The following is a 25,702-nucleotide window of genomic DNA, read 5'->3' as shown; positions in this document are numbered from 1 at the left end:
GGCGAGAAGGTCAGCTTTTCAGGTACCATTTTGGAAGCGGCTGTTGGTGCTTGATGGATTGGTTAGGTTCTTGAAATCATAGCACTTTCAGCCGCTTTCTTTTATACCCTGTGAGAAATCCGGGCTAAGTGCTTGCTTGTACTTTATGTTGAGGTGCTGTTTTTTGGCTCCTTCTAAGCCGTTTTTTTCGTTACTGTGCTCCCTAGCTGAAAGTTTTTTACCAATCGGGCTGTTTTACGGTAAGCGCGGGTGTGATTATTGTTATGCCGCGTTACCATGGCCATAGACGAGGGTTAGCGCGTCACCACTAGGTTTATGGGGTGTGTGGAGCATCAAATAAACCGAGCTTATATATTAGCGATATGCTATATGGAAATTGGAGCGCCATAGTAATAAGTGGCCTTCGGTTTTTAGGGAACAAACGCCAACGGCGTTTATATGTTGTACAATAGTGTGATAAACGCTCGGTAGCGGTAATATGTCTATACAATTAGTCGAACTTAAAACAGCAGACCACGCCATGCAGGCGGAAGATTTGCTGCCAGAAAGCCTGCATGCGTTTCTGGCCTGCCCCACACCGGATAGCTGGCTTCAGTGGGCGCTTACCAATCCGGACATACTGCTGATCGATCATGCGCAGTGCGAAAAGAAAGCGGCTTCTACGGCCATGAGCCTACTGTATCGCTACGTCGATCAACCGCTGTTGCTCAGTAAAATGTCTCAGTTGGCCCGTGAAGAGCTGCTCCACTTCGAGCAGGTAGTCGGTCTCATGGAGAAGCGCGGAGTGACGTACCATCACCTCACTGCGTCGCGCTATGCCGAAGGGCTGCGACAGCATGTGCGCAGTCATGATCCAGAGCGCTTGATCGATGTATTGATTATCGGTGCCCTGATCGAAGCGCGTAGCTGTGAGCGGTTCGCACGTCTCATCCCTTATCTCGACGAAGAGCTGGCAAAGTTTTACCGCACGCTTGTGAAATCCGAAGGACGCCATTTCGAAGATTATCTGCTGTTGGCGCGTCAACAGACTGCAGAGCCGATCGATGATCGTATTGCCTTCTTTATCGCACGTGAAGCGGAGTTGATCACTGCTCCGGATACGGCGTTTCGTTTTCATAGCGGTGTGCCCGCCTAAGCCGCCGCTAGCCAGGCAGGAAGTATTCCATGCGCGATGCTCAACAGACAGATCAGCTGACCTTGTTTGGTCACTTCTCCTTGACGCAGGGAGAGGACGTACTCACTCATTTTAGTTACGACAAAGTGAAAGCTCTGCTGGTGTACCTGCTGTTGCATCGCCAGCCGGTCAATCGGGCAGCGCTGGCAGAGCTGCTCTGGCCAGATCAGGGATTATCGTCTGGCCGTACCAACTTGCGCCATGCGCTGCACTGCCTGCGGCAGTCGATGGGGGAAAGCGCTGACCAAGTGCTGAACGTTTCTCGTCAGACGATCGCTTTTCATCTACCTGCCCATTGGCAAGTCGATCTACACGATTTGCAGCAATTGCTGGAAGGCCCAAAGGATCTTGATACGCTCGAAGAGGTAATGGCCTGCTACCAGGGTGACCTCATCGAGGAGCTGCAGTTGTCCAACTGTAGCGAGTTTCAGCGCTGGCTGGTGCAGGTGCGTAACGAATGGCGCCAGCGTGTCATACGCTTCGCCGAACAGGTGTTGGAGAGCCATGACGAGACGCCTAACGATATGCTGGAGGGCTTGGTAAGCCGCTTTTCGGGCTATGGACCTTTCCATGAGCGGTTGGTGCGCCAGTTGGCGGAGCAGAATCAAATGGCGGCTGCTCATGAGCAATACAACAGCTACTTACAGTTGCTGGCGCTTTCGGGCCAGCAACCTGAGCCTAGTTTTTTGCAATTGGCGAGCTATTGGTCCGACGGCCACCATGACCCACGAGCGATGTCTCCCCAGGGAGCTTTCTCTCGTGCGATGGCCGCCGATAGCAAGCCGCTGCGTGAAGATGAGATCGAACTTCGCCAATTGTCGGTCATGGCGATTCGTTTACGTTTGAAAGGGGACTGGCAAGATCGCGCTGCCACCCGTAACTGCCTGGCGCTTCAACTGGAACTGATGCGCTGGCTAGAACAGCAGTGCCATCACTTGGGTGGTTTTTGGTTGCCAGGAGCCACAGGGGGATTGGGGTTGGCATGCTTTGGTACTCATGGTCCGGCGCACCAGCTTGCCGAGCTAGTGGCGCTTTACGAGCATTGCCAGCAGGCGCTCACTCAAGAAACCGAACGCCACTGGAGTGGTGACGGCGAGGCCCCCACCTTCGAGCTAGCGGCAGGTCTCAATAGTGGACGGGTAGTCTATTTGCCCGAGCGTCAGCTAGCCGACCCCCTGGGCCAGGTCACTCAGGTATCGCTCGAGTTGATGAGTGCCGCCGAAGGCAGTGAACTGGTGATTTCCCAAGAAGCCAGTCAGCACATGCCGCCGGCGCTAGACCTACAGCCGCGTTTGGTCTCGCGGCTGGTGGCCAGTGATGGACGCGTTCGCTTACGCGCACTGGTGTTGGGCCAGAACGAGGGTGGCCGCGACGCGCTACCGCCAAGCTTGGTCGGCCGCGAGACGTCGCTGCGAACCCTGCGCGATGCTCTGGCGCGCGCAGGTATTGGTTTACGCCAAAGCGTTCTCGTACGCGGTGCCTCTGGAATGGGGAAATCGGCGTTGATGGTGGGGTTTCGTCAGCTAGAGCTAAGCCGCGACGCTGCAATCTGTTGGCAGCCTACCACGCGCTTGTCCGTACTAGAGCCCTATGGGGTGGCGCGAACGCTGCTGGCGTGGCACCTGGATACTACGCCGACGTTAGCAGGGTTGCACCAGTTGCAAGCAGCGCTAGGCGACGCGCCGCTGGACGCTGCGCGTCAACAATTGCTCGAAGAAGCGCTAGGGGTGAGAGACGTTCAGGAAATTACCCAGCTCACACAAAATGGTGAAGCGGTCGAGCTGGTTGTGAAGCTGCTGCATCGTCTGATCGATCAGCGCGCTAGTGCCCAGACGCTCGTCTTGATGGTGGATGACTTGCAGTGGCTAGACGAGCCCTCCTTCAAGGTCCTTGCTGGTTTACAGGCCCGCCTGCCGATCAATACGGCCTTCATGCTGGTGGCTAGCCATCACGGTCGAGAGGCGCTGCCGGTCAAGCTGCATTGGGATCAACAGATCAGCCTCGGAAAGCTTGATGCACTGCAATCCTCGCGGCTGCTCTCGCAGTTGTCGCGTCGCTACCGTATGCATTTGAGTCCCCGTTTGCGCAACCAGATCATTGAGCGCTGTGACGGCGTCCCGCTCTATATGCAGGAGATTTGCCGGCGGCTCGATATGGATCGACGCGAAGGTCGCAGCGTTCAGTTCGACGAGTTGCCCAAGGGTTTACTGGGGCTGTTGGCGAGTCGTATCGACCAGTTGGAAGGCGATCGCGAGATTGCTCATATTGCCGCCGTTCTGGGCAAGCGTTTTCGCTTGGATTTCTTGGCTGAATGCAGCGGATGGGAGAAGGCGCGGCTCTCGCAAGCGGTGGAGCACATGCGTCAACTGGAGGTCATCGAGCCGGTTGATAAAGAGAGCGCTGAGCATGAATACCAGTTTAGCCATCAGTTGCTGCAGGAGGCGGCGTACCTCTCCTGTCCTCGCGACGTGCGGGTCAAGTTACACCAGCAGGTCGTTACCTTGATCGAAGAGCGTTTCCCTGTATGGATCAGCCGCCATCCTGGAGATTTCGCGACTCACCTACGGCGTAGCGGTCACTATGCCCGGGGTGCGCGCTATTTCGAGCTGTCTGCCCGTGAAGCGCTAAAAGTAAGCGCCAACCGAACGGCGCTGCGGATGGCGGACTTTGGTTTGGCGAGCTTGCGCCATGTCGAGCATGAGGTGGAGCGCGAGGTGAGTCTGCTGACCGTTCGTGGCCAAGCAGCCTTTGCGCTAGAGGGCCACGGCTCGCCCACGGCTCATGAGAGTTTCGTGCGCGCGCGGGAGTTACTGCGTCAATCGGGTGGCGATACGCCGGACGACCCGGAAGATCTCGAGCAAATTTTCTTGGTGAAGTGGGGGCTATGGGTGGGCCGCAGCCAGCGCTATGCCCATGCAGATGCGTTTGCCCTCGCCTCGACGCTAGCAGATATCGCCGAACGCCTGGAGGACCCCCGCTATCGGCGTCTGGCCGACTACGCCCGGGCACACTGTGAATATTGGGCAGGGCGCATTCAGCAGGCTCATGATCACTTGGATGAAATCGATCCACTCAATGCGCCCATGATGATCGAGTGGCTGCCGTTTTCGGATCACCCGCAGGTAACGGCGGCCTGCTTTCAGGGGTGGGCGCTCTGTTTGCGCGGTGACTATCAGCGCGCCGAACGACACGTGTCGTCGGCCATTCGGTTGGCCGAGAAAATCGGCCATCCAGGGACACTGGCCATGGCGCTGTTGTTCGCCGCCGCTTTGTATCGCCAGCTGGGCCATGTACATCTCGCTGCCCGTCACGCTGAGCGTGCGGCGGCGATGACGGGAACGCCTGATCTACAGCTGTGGCAGATTTCTGCTCAGGGCATGCTGGGCTGGCAGAAGGCCATGGCGGGAGATCATGCCGGGTTGGTGCAACTGAGAGACAGTCTGGATCAGATGGCCGAGCTGAACGGGCGTGACCGGTTCCAACGTCCTGTTTTATGGTATTCGGACGCCTGTGTCGAGCTTGGTGAGTTGAAGGCCGCCGAAGAGTACCTGGATCAGTGCTTGGTGATTGCCCGAGAGCGCACCACACTATTTTTGCCCGAGCTGGCGACACAGCTGGCTAGGGTGCGTGATTTGCTGGGTCATCCCGCCAGTGAAGTGAGAGCCTTGGCCGATATGGCAATCAACCAGGCGCGAGAACATGGCAATCGCCATCAGGAATTAGCGGCCCTGGAGCTCTGGTTGACGCGTATTGCTCCCCATGACCAGGCGGCAAAAGATGCATTCCGGCGCCTGTTGGGGGAGGTAAGTCATAGTGATGCGCCGGTGCTGGTGCGCTGGGTAAGCTTGTTGGATCGACGTTTGCCTCACACGCTAAGCGTCGAAAAGGAGACGTAGGCCATTTAGCGCGTGCTCTGCTCCAGCCATGATAGCGTGGCGAGCGCCTCATTACGGTGTTCGCCACATACCATAGGGTCATAATCGAATTGACCGCATACGTCCGGTCGCTGCGGACTGCCAAACAGCATGCATAGATGGTGGTCGTCTAGGTGAACGCAGCGTACGCCTGCCGGTTTTCCATGGGGCATCCCCGGAATGGGGGAGGTTATAGACGGCGCGATGCAGCATGCACCGCAGCCTGGACGACAACCAACGGTGCTGTCACTGGCAATGAGCTCGCTCATGGTGTCGCCAGTGCCGTCGCACCTTTGTTTATGCCCTCGAACGCATGAACTTCGGTCACTATTCCCGTCTTTTCGGCAATCTGATTGGCCAGCCATTGAGCGATGTTTTCGACGGTGGTGGGTTTGGGTAGCACGCAACACCGCTCGGTTGGCAAGGTGATCGAGAAACGGCCTTGAGCAGCCTCATAGCGGCAAGTCAGTTGCGTTTTGCTATGCTCTGTCATGTCCGCTTCTTCCAGCAAATACCGGTTGTCTAGCCAAGCGCCCCACTGCCGTTCCAGCGACGGCTGTCTCTGCTGCTCTTGGAAAATATGTAAGCGAGAGCGGTGGCCGTGGGCGATGCGCTGGCAATTCCCCAAATGGCGCTTAAGTCCATGACTGTAGCCATAGGCTGCGCCATCTACACGCTCATTACTAAGCGTCAGCATTACACGTTCCACGTTGGCTGGTCGCTGCTCGGTGAGTTGATCGCTGAGATAACGGGTGACGCGTGCTAGGGAGATCGATTCCCAAGGCAGCAGCGTAAACGCCTCTGCCGGTCCACGAACTTCCATGGGGTAGGGGTGGGTGGTACGGAGGCAAACGCCTTCATCGCACTCGCTGATCTCGACCCCAGGTGCTTGGGTGGGAACCAGTAAGGTGTGATCCAATCCGCTATCCAGGGTGCGCTTGATCCATGGTTTGACTTCGCCGAAGTCGAACAGCATGCCATCCTCGCCTAGCTCTCCCTCAAGCTGGGCATCTACCTGCCAGCTACAGCCAACCAGCCCGCTCACAGAGCACCAAAGGGAAACATCGACGTGGGTTAGTTGATTAACGAATAGGGCCATTACTCGAATCCTGCGATTTTGTGCGTTTGCAGTGACAGACGCCACTGGGGGTTGGCCATGCAGTAGGCAGTGGTAGCTTTCACGATGTCCGCCCTGTCGGTAGCTATCTGCGCATGGGCGACAGCACTGAGGTCTATGGGCTGTAAAAAGAAGTGCTTGAAAGCGAGGTGAGTAAACTGCTCGGGCAGCGCATCCGCCTGAGGGTAGACCAGCTTCAGCTCGTCCCCCTGAGTGATCGCTAATGGATTGCGGCCCTTGGGACTCACACAGAGCCAGTCGATGCCTGCAGGGGCAGGCATCGTGCCGTTGGTCTCAACGGCCACTTCGAAGCCTTCGCTATGTAACGTGGCGATCAGGGCGCTATCGAGTTGTAGCAACGGTTCGCCGCCAGTGAACACCACGTAAGGCACTGCTTGACTCACTTCTCGAGGCCACAGTGCTTTTATATGAAGTGCTAGCGCCATTGCGGTCTCGAATCGGCCGCCGTTGACCCCATCGGTGCCGATGAAATCGGTATCGCAAAAGGTGCATTTGGCGTTAGGTCTATCCGCTTCTCTACCTGACCAGAGGTTGCAGCCGGTGAAGCGGCAAAACACGCTGGCGCGACCCGCTTGGGCGCCTTCGCCCTGCAGGGTGTAGAAAGCCTCTTTGACGTGGTACATCAGCGGCCACCCTGCGACGTGTCGATAGCGTAAGCAAGAGGATCGACGCAATTGTTGGCCGCAAAGGCGGCCAACCGCTCACGGCAACTACCGCACTGGCCGCAGGCGAGTTCGCGGCCTTCGTAGCAGGTCCACGTCTGGCGATAGTCCAGCCCCATGGCTAACCCTTCGCGCAGAATATCCTCTTTACGAACGTTTAGATAAGGCGCATGAAGTAACACGGGTTCGAAGTTGGCGATACCGGCAACGTGATTCATGGCATCGACAAACTCGGGACGACAGTCTGGGTAGAGTACGTGGTCGCCCCCATGAGCGCCGTAATCCACCCGCCCCGCGCCAATGTTGACCGCCTTGGCAATGGCCAGGGAGAGCAAAATCATGTTGCGATTAGGCACTACCGTGGCGCTGAGGTTGTTTGCGTCGTAATTGCCGGTGGGCATGTCGATAGCGCTATTGGTCAGCGCTGAGTTATCGATCAGCCCATGGATGGCGCGAATATCGACGACTTTGTGAGCAATGCCCAGGGATTCGCACACCTGGCGGGCGGTGTCGAGCTCCCGGCGGTGGCGCTGGCCATAGTCGAAAGAGAGCGCGTGGACAGTGAGTCCTTCCCGAATGGCGCGATGTAAAACAGTGAAAGAGTCCATGCCGCCGGAGTAAATCACGACGGTGGCTGACGCCTTGGCGCCAGGTGAAGCGGTAGAGGACATACGAAATGCTCATCGTCGGAGAATTTATGTGTCTTTGCCTCGGTGCAAGGCAGTGTTCCGGGGTCCGGTCCGGAAAGGCGGCAGTTTACGCAATAGCGAACCATCTAGCCAGTGGGCTAGTGCGTCTCAGTCGGTGTGTGTGAGTGGTTTGCCATGTTAAGCTAATTGGCCAAGCCGTTAGGAAGACACTTATGGCCACGATAGAACATAGCGAAATCGTCAAGGCTCCCCCCGAGCGGGTGTTTGATCTGCTACGCCGTGTCGAAGATTTTGCCGATTACTCGGACCTCATTCGCTCCATCGATAGCTTAGGCGAAAACCGCTATCGCTGGCACGTGCGGGCAGTAGGGATGGATTGGTCGTTCGATGTTGTCGTCACCGACATTCAGCCGCCCCATGTGCTGGCTTGGGAGTCGTTGGAGGGTGTCAAAAATCAAGGCCGGTATCAGCTGCGGGCCGTACCCGAGGGCACGGAGGTGGCGTTGACGCTACATTATGAGATTCGCAATCGCCTAATGGAAAAAGCCGTCAACAAAGCAGCAAAGCCGTTGGTGGGCAAGGTCAGCCGACAAATTCTCGATCGGGTCGAAGCACGGCTGAATGGCTAAATTGTCGCTTCATTCTTGGCGCTGGGTAGTAAGCTTTGCGGCCGCTGCCATGTTGGCTTATCTCTGGCTGTGGTACTCCCCTGATTTGTCCGCGCTGAAGCGCTGGGCCGCCACGATGTCTCATCACCCCGCGGTGATCGCATCTGTGATGGTGGCCATGGCGCTGACACTTGCCGTAGGTCTGCCCGGTAGCATAGGCCTATGGCTGATTGCTCCGTTTTATACGCCTCTAGTAGCCACACTGATGTTAACGGTCAGTAGCGTGGTGGGGGCCTGGGGGGCATACGCATTGGCTGCACGACTGGGTGAGCGCTGGCAGCCTAGAGGCTTGACGCTAAAGGTGATGGAGCACCTCAAAGCACGAAGTGATCTTCTAACGCAGTGCGCCATACGAGTGTTACCGGGTTTTCCCCACTCGGTCATCAATTTCGCAGCAGGGTTGGGCAAAATTTCGCTTGGTCGCTATCTGCTAGCCGCATGTCTTGGGTTATCGGTCAAATGGGCAGTGTATAGCAGCGCCATCTATGGCGCGCTGGAAGCCATCGAAGAAGAGGATGCCCTGCAATGGGATGTCATGCTGCCACTGCTGGCATTGACACTCCTATTACTTTTAGGAGCTTGGTATCGGCGCCGCCTGGAGGCGGCGCGTCAAATGGCTTCATGAGTCCCAGAACTTAGTGAGTCTTGTGCATAGACGCATCTAGGTGGTCGACCACCTCGGCCCAATCGGCGTCTTCCTCTACGGCTTCCCTAAGAAAGTCGGCTTGTCCCTCGTTCCAGCAGGGTGCATCCGCCAACGGCATCTCTTTGGGTAGCGGTGAGTGGCGCTGAATGAAGCGCTCGATGGATTCCGCATCCGAGCGTAGGCCTAACTGCTCGAAGAGTTCACTAAAGTGATGCACCGGCTGATCCATAAGTCGCTTCCTATCCTATTGGGGTAATAAACGTTAAACAGATAAGTTAACCATAGCGTTTATTAGCGGCTACGCCAGTATGAGTCGGAGTCTTGCCGTTAACGCTCGCCTACGAGCGGCATCATGAAGCGCTCGCGCCGGTCTTCTGGTGAAAGCGGTTGAGCAATTAGATGGACCAGCTTGGTATAGACGGCTTCGGGTGTCATGTCGTCTCCAGACAATACGCCCGCATCCACGAGGCCATTACCTGCAGCATAAGCGCCCATCTTTACGCGACCCTGGGGGCATTGGCTGATGGCGGCGATCAACTTGCCTTCGCCGCTGGCTTTGGCGATTACAGCAAGAAGGTCGGGGTCATCAGGCAAATTACCTGCTCCCCAGAGCTGTAGCAGCGCCCCCTTGACGTTAGGGTGACCAAGCCATGCGTCGAGTTGCCAAGCAGCTATTCCTGGCCAAAGAGCAATCCGGACCACTTCGCCCCGAGCCACGGGTTGATAATCCAATCGTTCGAATCGCGGTGCGCCGCGCTGTTGGTAAACCAAGCCACGCCTTGGGAAGAGGATGAAATCGTCACCTACGCGCTCCCCTAGCGGTGGATAGCTTGGTGAAGTGAAGGCATCGGAGGCTTCACTGTGTTGTTTGATGGCGCGAACCCCTCTGAGTAAACGATCGGCGAAATAGACCGCGACTTCTTGTAATTGAGGATGGGCCGAGAACCGTAAAGCGCCATACACATTGCCTAACCCATCGCCGTTGGGGGTTTCGAGTGGTGCCATCGCGCCTGTTAAAACGACGGGCCGGTCCAGGCCTTGGAGCTGATAGGCCAGGCTCGCGGCGGTCCAGCTGAGCGTGTCGGTGCCGTGGATGACCACGAATCCACGGTATTGATCGAAGCGTTCGGCGATATCGTTGGCAAGCTGCTGCCACGTCAATGGCGTTGCGGCGCTAGAGTCGATCAAAGGCGAGTAGCTCATCACGTCGTAGGCGGGAAGCAGGGATTGATCATGCAGTGACCGTTGACTCAGTGCCTTGTCTAAGCGCTCGGAAAAATTTCCTGCTGGCGACAAGCCGTTGGCCTGGGGCTGCATGCCAATCGTGCCACCGGTGTAAATGACCAATACCCGCTCTTGGCGGTGGGGCGTATCGGCTAGAAGAGGAGCTTGGCTCATCGCGGTATCCTGTGAGAGCTAAACGTTATCGGTGATAGACCTGAAGATGGCCGCTATGGTCGTCGAGTTGCCGCTGTCGGCCTGCAAACAGCGCGAAAATGCCGCAAATGCCAATCAGGCCAATGAGTAGCCAGGCGATATGTTCAGTGGTAGCACCGGCTTGGAGCATCAAGCCTACCCCAAAGGGCCCCAAGGCGGCCAATGTGTATCCGCCGCCCTGTACCAAGCCGGATAGCTGCCCTGCTAAGCGTTCGTTGGCAGTTCGTAACACCAGCAGGCTTAATGCAAGGCTAAAGCTTCCGCCTTGCCCAAGTCCTAGCAATACGGCGCCTGGCCAGCGCCAGGTCAAAGGCGCTGCCAGTAAGCAGGCGAGACCCATCGCCGTGCAGATCAATACCAGCAGGAGGGCAGGGCGTTGGTCGTGATGGAGGCGCGCAATCCATGGGGCGCTCAGTGCTGAGGCCAGCTGACACAGGATGGAAACGGCCATCGTCCACCCGGCAGTAGCTTCTGTGTAACCCCGCTCGATGAGCAGCGTTGGCAGCCAGCCGAACACGATATAGGCCATGGAGGACTGGATGCCCATGAACAGCATGACCTGCCAGGTAAGCGGCTTGCTAAGTAACGTGACGAGCGGAAGGCTGGAGGGGGAGCCAATGGCCTTCGAGGAGTAAGGCGTGGGTGCATAGCGAACCCAAACGATAAAGGTGGCGAGGGCTAAAAGCGCCCAACTGACCAAACTGGCCTGCCAACCGCCTAGCCACTGCATCAGCGGGACGCTGAGCCCGGCACCTAGCGCGCCTCCCATGCAGAGTGCCATAGTGTAGAGTCCGGTCAATAGGTCCGCATTTTGGGGAAGTTCGCGTTTGACCAGCGCGGGTAACAGCGTCCCCGCAAGCCCAATAGCGCTTCCTGCCATGGCAGTACCCACGTACAACATCCCAGGCAGTGGTAGTACGCGGATCAATAAACCGCTGGCCAGCAGAAGTAGGGCACTGCTTAGCGCACGTTCGCTCCCCAGTCGACGACCGATGATAGGCGCAAGCGGTGCCGTCAAACCAAGAAACAGCACGGGAAGGGTGGTCAGGAGGCCCGCTGCTGGGGCTGAGAGCCCTGCGTTCTCTTGCAAACGATTGAGTAACGGTGCCACCGATGACATGGCAGGGCGCAAATTGAGCCCTACCAAGAACATCAACACAATGAAGCGGCAAGCGTGGCGTGAAACCATGGCGCAGGCTTATTTCAAGTGAGGGCGCAGGTCGCCGCGTACCGCATCGAGCAGGGTGATGAAGTGAAAATCTTCCGGGTTATCCAGGCAGTCGACGCGTACTTGCGTTCGCATGCCTTTGTCGATTTCCAGTTTATCGTAGATTTCGAGCGTCAGCTTATTGGCGGGCTTCTCTCCTGGTGCCACGATACCATCTTCCAGCGTGAAGGTTTCCAGTAGAGTGGCACGAACACGTGTGCTGTTCCCTTCACTCAATACGCGGCGTACGAACAGCCAACCTTCGCAGGGGAGTGACGCGTTGTCACGCTCGCGTAGGAAAAGCGTGCGATAGCAGGCGCCTTCGGCAGCAGCTTTTTCAGCCATGCTGCGGTAGGCTTGCACGACCTGATTCGCTGAGGCGCGGGCGTCCTCCAAGCGTTGCGCGATTCCCTGGTGTTCGCGGCTGAGTTGCTCCTGACGCTGAAAGACCAGCCATTGGCGATAATCGGCCATGAGTTGTGAAGACGCCATAGTCACTCCATGAATTAATTCAGCAAAAACGCCCGAATAGGCGAGGCGATACCTTCGCACATTCCGGGCGTGCGGGCTAGCGGCGGCTACGGCGACGTCGCTCTCCACCCGTATTGGTAGATGGCCCATCTTGCTTGCGCCGACGAGGTGGACGCTGACTCCGGCGACCATTTTCGATGGGTTCTGGCTTGGCATTGGGGTCGGGCTCGAAGCCCGGTTCGATGTGTTTCGGCAACGTTTGATTGATCAGTCGCTCGATGTTTTTGAGCAGACCATGCTCGTCGATGCACACCAACGAGACAGCTTCACCATTGCTGCCCGCACGCCCTGTGCGACCGATGCGGTGAACGTAATCTTCAGCGACATTGGGCAGATCGAAGTTCACCACATGGGGAAGTTCATTGATGTCTAGGCCGCGCGCGGCAATATCAGTGGCGACGAGCACCTGTAAATCGCCGCTCTTGAACGCACCGAGCGCACGCGTGCGTGCACCCTGACTTTTGTTGCCGTGGATCGCCATGGCAGGGATATCCTGCTTGGAGAGTTGCTCGGCTAGCCGGTTAGCGCCGTGCTTGGTGCGAGTGAATACTAGTACCTGAAACCAGTTGTGACGCTGGATCAAGTGCGCCAACAAGTCGCGCTTTTTATCGCGATCCACTCGGTAGATCGCTTGCTCGACTTTTTCTGCCGTGGTGTTGCGTGGCGCCACCTCGATGAGAGCGGGATTATCGAGTAGCTGCTGCGCCAACGTTTGGATCTCGTTGGAGAATGTGGCAGAAAACAGGAGGTTTTGGCGTTGCTTGGGGACCAGGCGCAGTAGGCGCTTGATATCGTGAATGAAGCCCATGTCCAGCATGCGGTCCGCCTCATCCAGTACCAGGATTTCAATGGCGGACAGGTCGACGTGCCCTTGCTGGTGCAGGTCGAGCAGGCGGCCAGGGGTAGCGACCAGCACGTCGAGACCATGCCTTAAAGCATCGACTTGGGGCTGTTGACCGACGCCGCCAAAAATGATGTGGGAGCGCAGCGAAAGGTGTTGTCCATAGGCCGCTACGCTTTCGCCCACCTGTGCCGCCAGCTCGCGGGTCGGCGTGAGGACGAGCGCGCGCACTTGGCGCTTCCCGGGACGCTTGCCGTTTGCCAAGCGCTGTAGCATCGGCAGTGTGAAGCCTGCCGTTTTACCCGTGCCGGTTTGTGCGCTGGCAAGGAGATCGCGTCCTTCGAGAACGACGGGAATGGCCTTTTGTTGAATCGGCGTCGGCTGTGTATAGCCCTGCGCGTTCACCGCGCGTAATAAATCGTCGTGCAGACCAAGATCAGAAAAGCTCATGCGTTCTCCGCAGTCGCATAGCAGGCGGCACCACCTAATGGGCGGCGCTGCTAAGCGTCATGTTCAAAAAAGCGAGGATGGTACACCGTCGCGGCAGCGAAGTTTGACAGATAGCACGCTGTGCCGCGACGGGCGTTAAAACGTCTTGTGACACCTCTGGGTTTCACAAGAGGGAGACAGGGTGGCGCTGACAGTGACGTCGTCGTGGTCGTGAGTGTAACACGAAAGTCTCACGTCGACGCGCTACCCGTAGCGAACACGCCTGGGGTTATAAGTAGCCGCCTTGACGCAACTGGTCGGCGATTTGCTCGGCCACTACCTGCCAGCTCTCGCCCAACGAGCGCACCAGGGCTGGGTAGCCGTCCTGATCGAGGACCGTTTCAGCAGTGAAGCTTTTTAGGGCGAGCATCTCGCCATCGCTATCGCGCAGTTGCCATTGGCCGCTGGTCACTGCAACGCCATCATAGCGGCCCTGGAACTGATCCACTTCCAATGAGAGCGTCAGCGCACTGGGACGACTGCCTTCCGCCCGCACTACCTGCACGCTAGGAAGCTGGTCGGTTAATTCGGCGCGTAACGCGCGTTCTAATTGCCGGCCAATGCTCTCCGCCCACTGATGCTCGCGCGCTTCATTCAAAGTGATGTCATCGAGCTGCATTACGATGCCGTCCACATCCAAATAGTGGGCTAGGCGGAGGGGGCTGACTTGAAGCGTTGTTTCGGCACGGCTCGGTGCGTTGACCGCCGGGCTTGTAGGTAACATATAGCGCGTGGGTGGAGATACGCTGCTGGCACAGGCGGACAAGAGTAGGCTCGTAAAAGCCGCCAGCCAAAATAGAGATAAGCGACGTAACATAACGGTCATCCTTAATTAGCGAGGAGCGCGAGGAATCGGGTCCTGGGTGTCCAAGTTATCGAACAGCAGCGCCCTTGGGTTCTCGTTCAGCGTCCGGGTGAGCGGCTGTAGATCGCGCATTAGTCTATCTAGGCGCTCGATGGCGCCGGTCAGTTCTTGGTACGCTGGCGAGGAGGGCGAAACGCCTTCCAGTGTGCGGCGCAGTTCTTCCAACGTGCCGTTCAAGTTGCCGCCAATCGCCTGAGTATCCGGGTCGTTCAATAACTGATGGATCGATGTACTGACCTCGCGAACCTCGTTTAGCACGCTTTCCGAGGCTTGAAGATTACGCTCTAGCCCCGCAAGAAGAGGTTCGACTTCCAGCGCGTTGAGCTTTTCGAGCAGGCTGGTGACCTGTGCCTGAATCTGTGCAAAACCGCCAGCCACAGTGGGGAACACGGTTCGCTCGGCAAATCGCTCGGCGACGTACTCATCGGCAAGGTCGCGCTGGAAGTTAAGGTCGACAAACAGCGCCCCTGTGAGCAGGCTGCCATTCTTAAGCGAGGCGCGCAGGCCTAGCCCAAACATCCGCTTGAAGCGCGCATCCCACTCCTCTAGGTCGATGTCGGTGTTTTCGATACCCAAGCGTTGGGGTTCGATGCGAATGAGTACCGGAATGGCGAATCGCGCCCGGGAATCAGGCTGTGGCGCCGTGAAATTCCAAGGGACCGCGGCGACGGTGCCGATTCTCACTCCACGAAACTCCACCGGTGCTCCCCGAGACAAGCCTCTTACCGTGTCGTCAACCAGCAAAACATACTCCAAGTATCGGTTGAACGTGCCTTCCCGGGCAGTATCTTCGTCCGCGTAGAGATTAAAGCGTGTGTTGGCCTCCACAGGTTTGCCCATGGGAAGGTCTTCCGGTACGCCAAAGGTCACACCGCCGCCCAATAGCGCTTCGAGGGATTCGACATTGACTCTCACACCATCGGCATCCAGGCGGAAGTCGATCCCGCTGGCCGTCCAGAAGCGCGTGCTGTCGGTGACGAGCTGGGCGTAGGGCTCTTCGATGAAAACTTGATGGTGCATGGTGCGCGTTTCAGGTTCAAAGCGCGTGTCTTCTACGCGGCCTACCGTGTAGCCCTGATAAGAGACCGGGTCGCCGATGCGCAGCGAGTTGCCTAGTTGGCTCACCAAGTTGATTTGCAACCCAGCTTGGCCGGCGGGAGCCACGGGAGGTACATCGCTAACCTCGAATTCTCGCTGTGGCTCTTCTGACTGACCCGGTTCTAGCTGGATGTAGGCACCTGAAAGAACGGTACCCAGCCCACTGATGCCCTCGCGGCCAATACGCGGTTTGACGACCCAAAAGCGGCTATCTTCTCTTAGCATAGCTTCCGCCCCGGGTTGAATGCGCGCCACCATGACGGCATGGGAGAGGTCATCGGACAAGCGTACGCTCTGGACCCGACCAATCTCGACGTTGCGACTGCGAATGAGCGTACTGCCCGCCTCGATTCCTTCCGCGCTTTCCATCGTCAACGTGACCAGGGTGCCGCGACTGGAGTAGTTGTCGTAAACCAGCCATAGCCCGATGATCACGGCAACCAGCGGCACGATCCAAATCGGGGACAAGCGTGTTTGGGGCGACGCCTTGGCTTTGTGCAACTCGCCTTGATCTGGGTTGGGTGTGTTCTGAGGCATGGAATCGTTAGCCATCAACAGGTTCCTTGGTGGCCGTTTTACGGCGAAGAGAGCGAGAAGGTTGAGTATCCCATATCAAGCGGGGGTCGAAGGTCATAGCCGCGAGCATGGTGAGCACGACCACCGCGCCAAACGCCAGGGCGGCTGGTCCAGGCGTAATCGACATTAACGACCCCGCGCGGATGAGAGCAACCAAAATGGCCACCACGAATACGTCGACCATGGACCAGCGTCCAATGAACTCGGTCAAACGATAGAGCCGGGTGCGGCTCTGGGCATTGAGTTCATTGCTGCGTTTGAGCATCAAGCAAAGCCAGGCCAGAGCGACCAGTTTGCCGACCGGCACGATGACACTGGCTACGAATATGACGGCGGCTACTGGCCATGATCCCATTTGGATGAGCTGAACGACTCCTCCAATGATGGTGGAGGGCGTAGCGTTGCCCAAGCTCGTGGTGGTCATGATGGGATAGAGGTTGGCCGGAAGGTACATGACGGTGGCGGCAAACAGCAGCGCCCATGTACGCTGCAGGCTGTGTGGCAGCCGAGTATGCAGTTTCTCATGGCAGCGCAAACATCGCTGTCGGTCATGTTCGATGCGATTGACCAATCCGCAGGTGGGGCACCCAGTGACACCTTGGTTGGCAGCGGTCGTACCGGTCAATGTGCCCTCAGGGGCAAGGGGCTCGCCTTCAAGCGAGAACCACATCCAGTCGCCGTCGATGGATTGCACCGTCATCAATAGCAAAATACCGAAGAGGCAAAACGCCCAAAAGGAGATGCCTAGTTCGATTTGCGCCATACCCGCTATTTTGATCAAGCTGACCAGGGCGCCAATGATGAAGACATCCGCCATCATCCATGGGGTCAAATGGGCCAGCGAGCGGGCGATATCACGGCTGAACGGCATGGGTCGCGCGCGCAAGAGTCCAAACTGTAGCCATACCACACCCACTAAATAAACGGCGGGTAGCACGAGTATGGTCATCATGACGGCGATGGCAACGATGGGCTGATGAAACGCGATCAGCGTCGTCGCCGTTTGTGATAGTTCGATGCGATTGCCGACGCCGCTAACGCTAAAGCTCACGAAGGGAAACGAGATCGCTACCAACAGTGCTATTAGTGAGGCCAGTGCGAGCGCCATGCTGCGCTGAGCCGGATAGCGATGGCGCTTTACCAGTACGTGTGAACAGCGCGGGCAGGTTGCTTTTTCACCTGATTTGAGCGGCGGAAGGGCCGAAACCCAGTCACACTCATGGCAGGCGCGCAGGCGCCGCCGCTGAGTGCGGGTCTCAGGTGGAAAACAGTCGACCTCGGGAGAGTTAACCGGCAGAGAAGGCCGTTTGATGAAAGAGTAATGGGGCAACAGCAAACTCTCTGTGCATGAGATGGTAAGAACCAATACGATGGAGCGTGGTGCCAGTCAATTTAGGGAACGGAACCGACGCTTGCAAACGGCACTTGACCAAACAGGCTCGTTAGACAAGGATGCAGCCGCGATAGTGCCTAACATTATGACATTAAGGAACTGAAATGTTACTCGCCTTTCTTGCTGTGGTAGTGGGCTTGGTCCTGCTGATATGGAGTGCAGAGAAGTTTATCGACGGTGCCGCGGCGACGTCGCGCTGGTTAGGGCTTTCGCCGCTCTTGATCGGCATGCTGGTGATTGGGTTTGGTACATCCGCCCCGGAGATGATGGTCTCGGTACTGGCGGCAACGCAAGGCAATCCTGGTTTGGCGGTGGGTAACGCTTACGGTTCTAACATTGCCAACATGGGGTTGGTGCTGGGTTTTGTCGCACTGATGGCGCCTCTCGCCGTCCATTCGGGGGTAATTCGTAAAGAGATGCCGCTACTCGTCTTGGTGATGCTAGTGACGGGATACATGCTATGGGACGGATGGATATCGCGGCTTGAAGCGGCGCTGTTGCTCATCGGGCTTGGCGTGTTCATTACGGCGAGCATCTTCAACGCTCGCGGTCAGCAAGACGATCCGTTGATGGCAGAAGTGACCGAAAGCCTGGATAGCAAGCCGATGTCTCGCGGTAAGTCCATCATGTGGACGCTGATTGGATTGGTGTTATTGATTGCCAGCTCTCGATTGCTGGTATGGGGCGCCGTTGAAATTGCCGTGGGTTTTGGTGTGAGTGATTTGATCATCGGTTTGACGGTGGTGGCGGTGGGCACGTCGTTACCTGAATTAGCGTCCTCTATCAGCGCCTTGCGCCGCAATGAACATGACATGGTGCTAGGTAACGTTGTCGGCTCGAACCTCTTCAATAGCATGGCCGTGGTGGGCTTGGCGGGCGTCATTGCGCCGATCGAGGCGGGGCGTGAAGTGCTGATGCGGGATTGGAGCGTAATGACGCTCATGACGCTCGTCATGGTGCTGTTTGCGTTCTCTTGGCGTGGGCGTCCGCGGCGTATCAACCGTATCGAGGGTGGTGCACTCTTTACCATGTTTATTGCCTACACCGGCTATATGGTCAGCATCGTGGTGATGGCCTAGTACGGCAAAGTGGTGTTGCCTGGAGAGTGTGCGTCAATGCGACACAGCTTTTCAGGCAAACTTACGCTGTATAGCGATGGTCGAAACGGTAAACTACAACGCATGTAAAGAATAAGCTTAGTGCTTATAACTAAAATGCAGCGCCATTAAGGCTCAACTAAGCTTGTGACACCCATTGACGGGATACCAACTCAGGTCTTAGGAGAGTGTGATGGAACTCGACCCCCTAGTACTATCGCGAATACAGTTCGCCTTCGTTGTATCGTTTCATGCGATCTTTCCAGTCTTTACCATTGGGCTAGCGTCCTATATTGCGCTGCTCCATGGGCTGTACTTTAAGACCGGCAATCCTGCGTGGGACCGCCTTTCGCTGTTTTGGACCAAGGTATTTGCCGTTGTCTTCGGCATGGGCGTCGTCTCGGGTATCGTGATGTCTTTCCAGTTCGGCACCAATTGGAGCAACTTTTCCCAGGCCGCCTCCAACTTCTTGGGGCCCGTGCTGAGCTATGAAGTCGTCACCGCGTTCTTCTTGGAAGCGGCATTCCTCGGTGTGCTCTTGTTTGGCCGTGGAAAAGTCCCGCAAGGGGTGCACCTGTTTGCTGCCATTATGGTGGCAGTGGGTACGTTCATTTCTTCCTTCTGGATTTTGTCAGCCAATAGCTGGATGCACACGCCTGCCGGTGTGGAACTGATCGACAACCGCTTCCACGTACTCTCTTGGTTCGAGGCTATCTTCAATCCCTCTTTCCCGTATCGCTTTGCCCATATGGCCATGGCGTCTTTCTTGACGGGTGGTTTCGTCGTGGCGGGCGTCAGCGCTTGGTTCCTGCTTCGTGGGCGCGATCCAGAGGCCAATCGCCGCGCACTCTCCATGTGCTTGTGGCTACTCCTTTTTCTCGCACCTGCACAAGCGGTGGTCGGGGACTTTCATGGTTTGAACACACTCGAGCATCAGCCGACTAAAGTGGCGGCGATGGAAGGGCATTGGGAAACGTCTAGCAACGTACCGCTGCTGCTGTTTGCCATTCCGGACCAGGAAGCGCAAACCAACCATCTTGAGATCGGCATTCCGAACCTCGCTAGCATTATCTTGACCCACTCTCCCGATGGGGTAATTCCTGGGATCAGCGAAGCTGCTCCTGAGGAGCAGCCACCCGTTATCATCGTATTTTGGGCTTTCCGTGTCATGGTCGGCATCGGTCTGCTGATGATTGCAACCGCCTTCATTGGTCTGCTGATGCGTCGCAAGGGCAGAGTGTACGAACACTCGGGCTATTTAAAGGCGCTGGTCTGTATGATCCCCATGCCTTTCGCGGCGGTGTTGGCAGGTTGGATCGTCACCGAATCCGGACGCGCTCCTTGGCTGGTTTACGGCATGATGACCCATGCCGAGGGATTGACGCCGTCGCTGACCGGGCCAATGGCGCTATTCACTCTGATTGGCTACGTGGCAGTCTATGCCGTCGTGTTCTACGCCGGTATTTACTACCTCACCCGCGTGGTACGCAATGGCATGCTGCCTCACGACGAGCAGGAAACGACGAGTGAGAACTTCAAGCGGCCTATGCGCCCATTCTCTGCGGCACACACCCCTTTTGACGATGACGTCGATCCGGTCAGGAGCTGAACATGGAAATGTTTGATTTAACGCTAATTTGGGCGGGCATCATCGGCTTCGGCATCATGATGTACGTATTAATGGATGGTTTCGATCTGGGCTTGGGGATACTGTTTCCCTTCGCCCCAGATGAAGATTCCCGCGATGTCATGATGAACTCGGTAGCCCCTGTATGGGATGGCAACGAGACCTGGCTGGTTTTGGGGGGCGCGGGCCTGCTGGGTGCTTTCCCATTGGTGTATTCGGTCTTTTTGCCAGCGCTTTACATAGGGGTCTTTTTGATGCTGGCCGGGCTGATTTTCCGCGGCGTCGCGTTTGAATTTCGCTTCAAGTCGCGTCGTAATCGGCGCTGGTGGAACCGTGCATTCAGCTGGGGTTCCGGTGTGGCGGCGTTTGCCCAAGGGGCCGTGGTCGGGGCGTACATTCAAGGCTTCCGTGTCGAAAACTTTGCTTTCGTGGGCGGTGCTTTCGACTGGTTGACGCCGTTCTCAGTGCTCACGGGACTAGGCTTGATGGCGGGCTACGCTCTGCTTGGTGCGACTTGGTTGATCCTCAAATCGGAAGGTCATATCCAAGACTGGGCGTATAAGATCACGCCCATGCTGCTGGCGCTGGTGCTCGGGGTGTTCGCCATTATCAGTATTTGGACGCCGTTCGTTAATCCGGTGGTGTGGGAACGTTGGTTCGGCCATCTTCAACTGATCTGGATTTTCCCAGCGTTGGCGCTTTTTTCGGCCTTCATGGTGTATCGCTCCGTCAAGCGTCGCGATGAAGGGATACCGTTCGTAGCAACGATAGGCATCTACGTCTTTACCTACTTAGGGCTGATCGTCAGTAAATGGCCGGTTATCGTGCCGCCCAATTACACACTTTGGGACGCCGCGTCAGCGCCCGAATCACAATTGTTCCTGCTGATTGGCGTGCTGTTCGTTATCCCGATCATCCTGGCCTATACCGCTTGGACCTACTGGGTGTTCCGCGGCAAGGTGCGTGTAGGGGAGGGATACCACTAACGCTATGGCACACCATCCTCCCGAAGTGAACACGGTGGAGGCCATGACGCCGCGCCATTGGCTTAACTTGCTTGCCAAACGCGAGCAGAAACAGCTGATGTGGGCGGCGGTTTGGGGCGTGCTGGCGGGTATGCAAACCGTCCTGCTGGTGGTGGGGCTTGCTTGGCTGATCGACCAGTTGGTCATTGCAGGGAGTTCCCCCTGGTCACTCGTGCTACCGTTCGTTGGCCTCGTGGTGGTTGTCTTGCTGCGTTCGCTTTTTCAGGCACTGCAAGAGACGTGTAGCGCTAAAGCAAGCCTTCGCATTCGCCAATATGCCAGGCAAACCCTGCTCGACAAAATCTCGGCGCTTGGGCCAACATGGTTGACGCGTCAGCAGAGTGGGGCATTGGCCACTCAGTCGGTGGAGCACATCGAGGCGCTGGATGGTTACTTCGCTCGCTTTTATCCGCAGCTGAGAATCGTCGTGGCGTTGCCGATGCTGATACTGAGCATTGTCGTTTGGCTCGACTACCTGGTTGCCTTTTTTCTGCTTTTATCCGCCCCACTAATACCGCTGTTCATGGCATTGGCAGGGATGGGGGCTGAGCGATTGAATCGTGATCAGTTCATGGCCGTCTCTCGTCTTTCCGCACACTTTATCGACCGAGTGCGCGGAATGACCACCCTGCAGTTGTTTGGTCACACCAAAGAGGCTCAGCAAGATGTGTGGTACGCCACCGATCACTATCGTCGACTGAGTATGCGGACGCTGCGTTTAGCGTTCTTATCGTCGGCGGTCTTGGAGTTTTTTGCTTCCGTCGCGATTGCTGTCGTGGCCATGTATGTCGGTTTTGGCTTGCTAGGATACATCGATTACGGTCCTTCGCCCCAGTTGACGCTGTTTAGCGGGTTGGCAGTGTTGCTCCTTGCACCGGAATTTTTTCAGCCGCTTAGAACGCTGTCGCAACATTATCATGATCGTGCTGCTGCCCTTGGCGCCGCTGAGAGCGTCGTGGCCATTCTCAACGAACCCAACCAAGTAGCTTCCTCTCCGTTGCCGCCCTCGGCGTCTGGCGTGCTCCTCGAGCTTGATGGCGTCGATATTCGCTACGCTGAACGTACGCCGGTGCTCAGCGATGTGAGTATGTCGCTAAGGCAGGGCGATGTGGCCGTGCTCACCGGTGAGTCTGGTAGCGGTAAGTCGTCACTGCTGGCACTCATGGCGGGGTTCATGAGGCCTACTCGTGGAGTGTGCCGCATCGACCTTTCTATTCCTATTGCTTGGCTGGATCAAGCGCCGTGCATACTGCAGGGCTCTTTAGCTGATAATCTGCGCATTGCTTCTCCAAAGGCGGATGACGCTGCGCTCGTGAAAGCTTTGCAGCGAGCCGGGCTTGGCAAGCTATTGGCAAGTTTGCCCCATGGATTGGAAACGACCGTGGGTGAACGTGGTGTTGGCCTTTCTGGTGGACAGGCGCAGCGGCTTGCGCTGGCGCGCGTGTATCTTAGTCAGGCTCGGCTTATTTTGCTCGATGAACCGACGGCAAGTTTAGACGCAGAAACGGAAAGCGTGGTCATCCAGGCGCTGCTCGAATGGGCAGGTGAGGGGCGTACGCTAGTCATGGCGACGCATCACCCGGCCGTCATGACGGTAGCCAATCGCCACTTTGTATGCCGCTCAGGCCAGCTGGTGGAGGTAAAGCAATGATGGCCCTTTTTCGTGACGTTGCGCCTTGGCTTAAGTTACTGCTTCGCCGCCGTCAACAGTTCTGGTTGGGAGCCTTATTGGTTTGGGTGACCTTGCTTGCGGGTTTGTCACTACTAGGACTGTCCGGATGGTTCATCGTGTCCTGCGCCTTGGCGGGGATCGCGCTCGCGGCGGGTCTTCCGTCGACGTTGGACGTATACGTACCCGGTGGAGGCATCCGCTTTTTTGCCCTGCTGAGGACTTTGGCGCGGTACGTTGAGCGTTTATACAACCATAGCACCGTGCTTACCCTGTTGGCCGATCTACGCTACCGAGTGTTCGGTGATTTGACAGGCCTGGATGATGCGACTCTCAAACGGCAACGTGCAAGTGAATGGCTCAGCCGTCTAACGGCAGATATCGATCAACTCAATAACCTCTACTTACGTTGTCTGATCCCTCCGGTAGCGGCGCTGCTGACCGTACTCGTGGTCTCCGGGTTCATCGCCATATGGCTACCTTGGGTTGCTGTGGTGATGGCTTTGGTATTCACGCTGCTTTGGCTAGTGGTGACGGTCGGTTTTGGTTGGATCGGCTTCGGTAATAGCTACCAGCACGTCAGTGATCAAGAGGAGCTACGTCGATTGGTATTGGATCAGGTGCAGGCATCTGCGGAGCTGCGTAGCTATCAAACAAGCGGGTGGCATCGCCAGAAAATCCAGAATCTCGAAGCAGTATCCACCGAGAACCAGCGTCGTTTGGCTTTGAAATTGGCCTTGGGCAACGCCTTCGTTTCTGCGGTGACCGGGCTGATGCTCATCGCCACGCTATGGCTGGGAAGTTTGGCGTTTTCGGCAGAGCAGGTCGTGGGTCCGGTGCTCGTCATGGCCGTGATTGCTGTGCTGGGAATGAACGAAGTGTTCGCGTTGCTCCCCGCGGCGTTCTTGAAACTGGGCGCGAGTTACGCAGCCGTGCAGCGTTTGAATGCTCTCAAACCCCTAGCGCCTGTAATCGACATGCAAGGGCTTCCCTATCGTGCCGATGAGCATGCCATCCAGCTTGTTTCCGTTCATTACGCTTATCCCAACACGATGTATCCAGCACTGGTCGATGTACAGGCGACGCTCTTGCCACATACCCGAGTCGTGATTACTGGTGTGTCGGGATCTGGTAAATCGACGTTGGCCAGTGTGTTGATGGGACGTATGGCACCGACCCAGGGCGAGATTCGTGTCGCTGGAGTGCCGCCACATCGTCTCTCCACAGAGAGTCGAGCCGAGTATTTCGCCTTTCTCACTCAGCAAACGGATCTATTCGATGGAACGCTTGAGTCGAATTTACGGATCGCCAAGCCGAGCGCTACCGATGACGAGTTGTGGCGGGTACTCAACATGGTGGGCTTGGAAGACTGGGTAGCACAGCAGCCTAAGCGGCTCTCGACGAACGTGGGCGAAAAAGGCCAGCAATTGTCTGGAGGTCAGGCAAGAAGGGTTGCTTTGGCGAGATTGATGCTGCGCGATCCATCTGTTGTGTTGTTGGATGAACCGTTTGCTAGCGTAGACGCCGATACGGCAAAGCACTTGGCCGCGGCGCTAGATCGCTGGCTCGCACGGCGAACCGTGATTTTCTTCGTTCATCAAACCGAGGACGCGGCGCTTTTGGCTGGGATCGATGCTTGGTGGCACCTTGATGGTGGGCGCTTATGTACCGATACTACTTCTTTCTCCCAACCGCAAGCAGGCGCGCCGTATGAATGAGTTTTTATGTCAACTTCCCAAAGTCGAGCTCCACTTGCATATTGAAGGCACCTTGGAGCCTGAGCTCATGTTCGCACTGGCGGCCCGTAACGGGATCGAGTTGCCCTATGCGTCCGTGGACGAAGCGAAAGCGGCCTACGATTTCAAAGACCTTCAAGGGTTTTTAGATCTTTATTACCAAGGCATGAACGTACTGCGCAATGAACAAGACTTTTACGATCTTGCCATGGACTATTTCAAGCGTGCCCGTAGCGAAGGGGTGATGCATATCGACATCCACTTCGACCCCCAGGCGCATCTACAGCGCGGCGTACCGCTCGAAGTCGTCATGGCCGGTCTTCTACGGGCGAAAGAGGAGGCCGAAGCATCGTTGGATTTGACGATCGGCATGATCATGGCTTTTCTTCGTGATCGTCCCGCCGATGAAGCGTTGCATGTGCTTGAACAGGCCTCTCCCTATTGGAAGTTCCTGGATGCTATCGGACTCGATAGCGCCGAGCGCGATCATCCTCCGGTCAAGTTTCAAGCGCTGTTCGCTCGCGCCAAGGAACTTGGTCTGGTCCGTGTTGCCCACGCCGGAGAAGAGGGACCTGCCGAATACATTGCTCAAGCGCTCGATATCCTAGAAGTGCAACGTATCGATCACGGCGTGCGCTGTCTGGAAAGCGATGACGTGGTCAAGCGTTTGCGTGATCAGCAAACGGTCCTGACCGTGTGTCCGCTGTCAAACGTCAGCTTGAAAGTTGTCGAGCGGCTAAGTGACCACGCTTTGCCCCAACTGTTGGCCGAGGGGCTCAAAGTCACCATTAGCTCCGACGACCCTGCCTATTTCGGCGGTGGATTGCTGGAGAACCATTTGGCGTGTGCCGATGCGTTTGGCTGGGATGAAGATACCTTTCGAATGCTCAATCGTTACGCTATCGAGGAGGCATTTGTCAGCGAGCAGCGACGCGACGAACTTCTCAAACGTTTAGCCGCTGCTTGATGAGGTGTCTGGCAAAAAAAGGTGTTGACGCGCGGAGTTAAATGCGTAAAATACGCCCCACATCGAACGGCAACGCCCTTCGAAAAGCTCTTTAACAATTTGATCAGGTAATTCATGTGGGCGCTTGCCGATGAGGGTGACAAGTCACCTATTATCAAGGCAAGCACTCGTCAAACAGGCTTCGGCCTAATGAATGAATTCGTTTGACCCTTGAGCCAAGTTTGGTTCGCTTCTGTTGCTTCGGCGACAGGCAAGAACCGCATTGATCTTAAACTGAAGAGTTTGATCATGG

Annotated in this window: 22 protein-coding genes; 10 read left to right on the top strand and 12 right to left on the bottom strand. The window is 56.7% G+C overall.

What is annotated here, in order from left to right; translation table 11 throughout:
• The first annotated feature begins 478 nt into the window (after positions 1-478).
• The gene (locus MHM37_RS16385) at positions 479-1,135 is read left to right on the top strand and encodes a tRNA-(ms[2]io[6]A)-hydroxylase (protein ID WP_139528035.1); all 657 of its coding nucleotides are present in this window, start codon (positions 479-481) and stop codon (positions 1,133-1,135) included.
• A gap of 29 nt (positions 1,136-1,164) precedes the next feature.
• Positions 1,165-5,070 (top strand): AAA family ATPase, encoded by a 3,906-nt coding sequence (locus MHM37_RS16380; RefSeq protein WP_153843874.1) that lies wholly within the window; start codon positions 1,165-1,167, stop codon positions 5,068-5,070.
• Positions 5,071-5,075: 5 nt separating this feature from the next.
• Here MHM37_RS16380 and MHM37_RS16375 read toward each other — a convergent pair whose 3' ends face one another.
• Genes MHM37_RS16375 through queC form a run of 4 tightly spaced genes read right to left on the bottom strand, consistent with a single transcriptional unit; the run spans position 5,076 to position 7,559 of the window.
• Positions 5,076-5,357 carry a YkgJ family cysteine cluster protein gene (locus MHM37_RS16375; RefSeq protein WP_139528033.1) on the bottom strand — a complete coding sequence of 94 codons (282 nt, stop codon included), beginning with the start codon at positions 5,355-5,357 and terminating at the stop codon, positions 5,076-5,078.
• Complete coding sequence (locus tag MHM37_RS16370; RefSeq protein WP_239297335.1) at positions 5,354-6,187, bottom strand: 6-carboxytetrahydropterin synthase; 834 nt, start codon at positions 6,185-6,187, stop codon at positions 5,354-5,356. Before MHM37_RS16370 ends, MHM37_RS16375 begins: the two co-directional genes overlap by 4 nt.
• The gene (gene queE / locus MHM37_RS16365; protein WP_153843873.1) at positions 6,187-6,849 is read right to left on the bottom strand and encodes a 7-carboxy-7-deazaguanine synthase; all 663 of its coding nucleotides are present in this window, start codon (positions 6,847-6,849) and stop codon (positions 6,187-6,189) included. Before queE ends, MHM37_RS16370 begins: the two co-directional genes overlap by 1 nt.
• Positions 6,849-7,559: a 7-cyano-7-deazaguanine synthase QueC gene (gene queC / locus MHM37_RS16360; protein WP_153843872.1), complete on the bottom strand. Its 711-nt coding sequence runs from the start codon at positions 7,557-7,559 to the stop codon at positions 6,849-6,851. Before queC ends, queE begins: the two co-directional genes overlap by 1 nt.
• 191 nt (positions 7,560-7,750) lie before the next feature.
• Here queC and MHM37_RS16355 point away from each other — a divergent pair, with 191 nt between their 5' ends.
• Together MHM37_RS16355 and MHM37_RS16350 are read left to right on the top strand one after the other, a co-directional pair.
• Entirely contained in the window at positions 7,751-8,167 is a 417-nt protein-coding gene (locus MHM37_RS16355; protein ID WP_139528029.1) for an SRPBCC family protein, read from the top strand.
• Positions 8,160-8,831 (top strand): VTT domain-containing protein, encoded by a 672-nt coding sequence (locus tag MHM37_RS16350; protein ID WP_153843871.1) that lies wholly within the window; start codon positions 8,160-8,162, stop codon positions 8,829-8,831. Before MHM37_RS16355 ends, MHM37_RS16350 begins: the two co-directional genes overlap by 8 nt.
• Before the next feature lie 10 nt (positions 8,832-8,841).
• On the opposite strand, the gene MHM37_RS16345 is transcribed toward MHM37_RS16350, so the two are convergent.
• From MHM37_RS16345 to MHM37_RS16310, 8 genes are all read right to left on the bottom strand, one after another.
• Positions 8,842-9,081, bottom strand: coding sequence for a DUF2789 domain-containing protein (locus MHM37_RS16345; protein ID WP_139528027.1), 240 nt, complete (start codon positions 9,079-9,081; stop codon positions 8,842-8,844).
• A gap of 98 nt (positions 9,082-9,179) precedes the next feature.
• Positions 9,180-10,250 (bottom strand): asparaginase, encoded by a 1,071-nt coding sequence (locus MHM37_RS16340; RefSeq protein WP_153843870.1) that lies wholly within the window; start codon positions 10,248-10,250, stop codon positions 9,180-9,182.
• Positions 10,251-10,275: 25 nt separating this feature from the next.
• The gene (locus tag MHM37_RS16335; protein WP_153843869.1) at positions 10,276-11,478 is read right to left on the bottom strand and encodes an MFS transporter; all 1,203 of its coding nucleotides are present in this window, start codon (positions 11,476-11,478) and stop codon (positions 10,276-10,278) included.
• 9 nt (positions 11,479-11,487) lie between these two features.
• Positions 11,488-11,988, bottom strand: a complete 501-nt coding sequence (locus tag MHM37_RS16330) for a hypothetical protein (RefSeq protein WP_139528024.1) — start codon at positions 11,986-11,988, stop codon at positions 11,488-11,490.
• A 76-nt stretch (positions 11,989-12,064) separates the two neighbouring features.
• Entirely contained in the window at positions 12,065-13,318 is a 1,254-nt protein-coding gene (locus MHM37_RS16325; RefSeq protein WP_139528023.1) for a DEAD/DEAH box helicase, read from the bottom strand.
• A 268-nt stretch (positions 13,319-13,586) separates the two neighbouring features.
• Positions 13,587-14,174: an ABC-type transport auxiliary lipoprotein family protein gene (locus MHM37_RS16320; RefSeq protein ID WP_231125659.1), complete on the bottom strand. Its 588-nt coding sequence runs from the start codon at positions 14,172-14,174 to the stop codon at positions 13,587-13,589.
• A gap of 15 nt (positions 14,175-14,189) precedes the next feature.
• Positions 14,190-15,872, bottom strand: a complete 1,683-nt coding sequence (gene pqiB / locus MHM37_RS16315; RefSeq protein ID WP_153843867.1) for an intermembrane transport protein PqiB — start codon at positions 15,870-15,872, stop codon at positions 14,190-14,192.
• Positions 15,865-17,226, bottom strand: coding sequence for a paraquat-inducible protein A (locus MHM37_RS16310; protein WP_139528020.1), 1,362 nt, complete (start codon positions 17,224-17,226; stop codon positions 15,865-15,867). Before MHM37_RS16310 ends, pqiB begins: the two co-directional genes overlap by 8 nt.
• A 167-nt stretch (positions 17,227-17,393) precedes the next feature.
• On the opposite strand from MHM37_RS16310, the gene MHM37_RS16305 reads away from it, so the two are divergent.
• The 6 genes from MHM37_RS16305 (at position 17,394) to MHM37_RS16280 (ending at position 25,410) form a co-directional block, all read left to right on the top strand.
• On the top strand, positions 17,394-18,368 hold the full coding sequence (locus MHM37_RS16305) for a calcium/sodium antiporter (protein WP_153843866.1): 975 nt from the start codon (positions 17,394-17,396) through the stop codon (positions 18,366-18,368).
• A 211-nt stretch (positions 18,369-18,579) separates the two neighbouring features.
• On the top strand, positions 18,580-19,995 hold the full coding sequence (locus tag MHM37_RS16300; RefSeq protein WP_153843865.1) for a cytochrome ubiquinol oxidase subunit I: 1,416 nt from the start codon (positions 18,580-18,582) through the stop codon (positions 19,993-19,995).
• Positions 19,996-19,997: 2 nt separating this feature from the next.
• The gene (gene cydB, locus MHM37_RS16295; RefSeq protein ID WP_139528017.1) at positions 19,998-20,999 is read left to right on the top strand and encodes a cytochrome d ubiquinol oxidase subunit II; all 1,002 of its coding nucleotides are present in this window, start codon (positions 19,998-20,000) and stop codon (positions 20,997-20,999) included.
• A gap of 4 nt (positions 21,000-21,003) precedes the next feature.
• Positions 21,004-22,689: a thiol reductant ABC exporter subunit CydD gene (gene cydD, locus MHM37_RS16290; protein WP_239297333.1), complete on the top strand. Its 1,686-nt coding sequence runs from the start codon at positions 21,004-21,006 to the stop codon at positions 22,687-22,689.
• Positions 22,686-24,425, top strand: coding sequence for a thiol reductant ABC exporter subunit CydC (gene cydC, locus MHM37_RS16285; protein ID WP_153843863.1), 1,740 nt, complete (start codon positions 22,686-22,688; stop codon positions 24,423-24,425). The genes cydD and cydC overlap by 4 nt, the downstream gene beginning before the upstream one ends.
• On the top strand, positions 24,418-25,410 hold the full coding sequence (locus MHM37_RS16280; RefSeq protein WP_239297331.1) for an adenosine deaminase: 993 nt from the start codon (positions 24,418-24,420) through the stop codon (positions 25,408-25,410). Before cydC ends, MHM37_RS16280 begins: the two co-directional genes overlap by 8 nt.
• Positions 25,411-25,702: the final 292 nt, after the last annotated feature.

This window comes from Halomonas sp. MMH1-48 (genome assembly GCF_022348105.1).
Taxonomy (GTDB): Bacteria; Pseudomonadota; Gammaproteobacteria; order Pseudomonadales; family Halomonadaceae; genus Vreelandella; species Vreelandella piezotolerans.
Note: the sequence above shows the minus strand (reverse complement) of the source record. Positions and strands in the feature narration are given on the sequence as shown.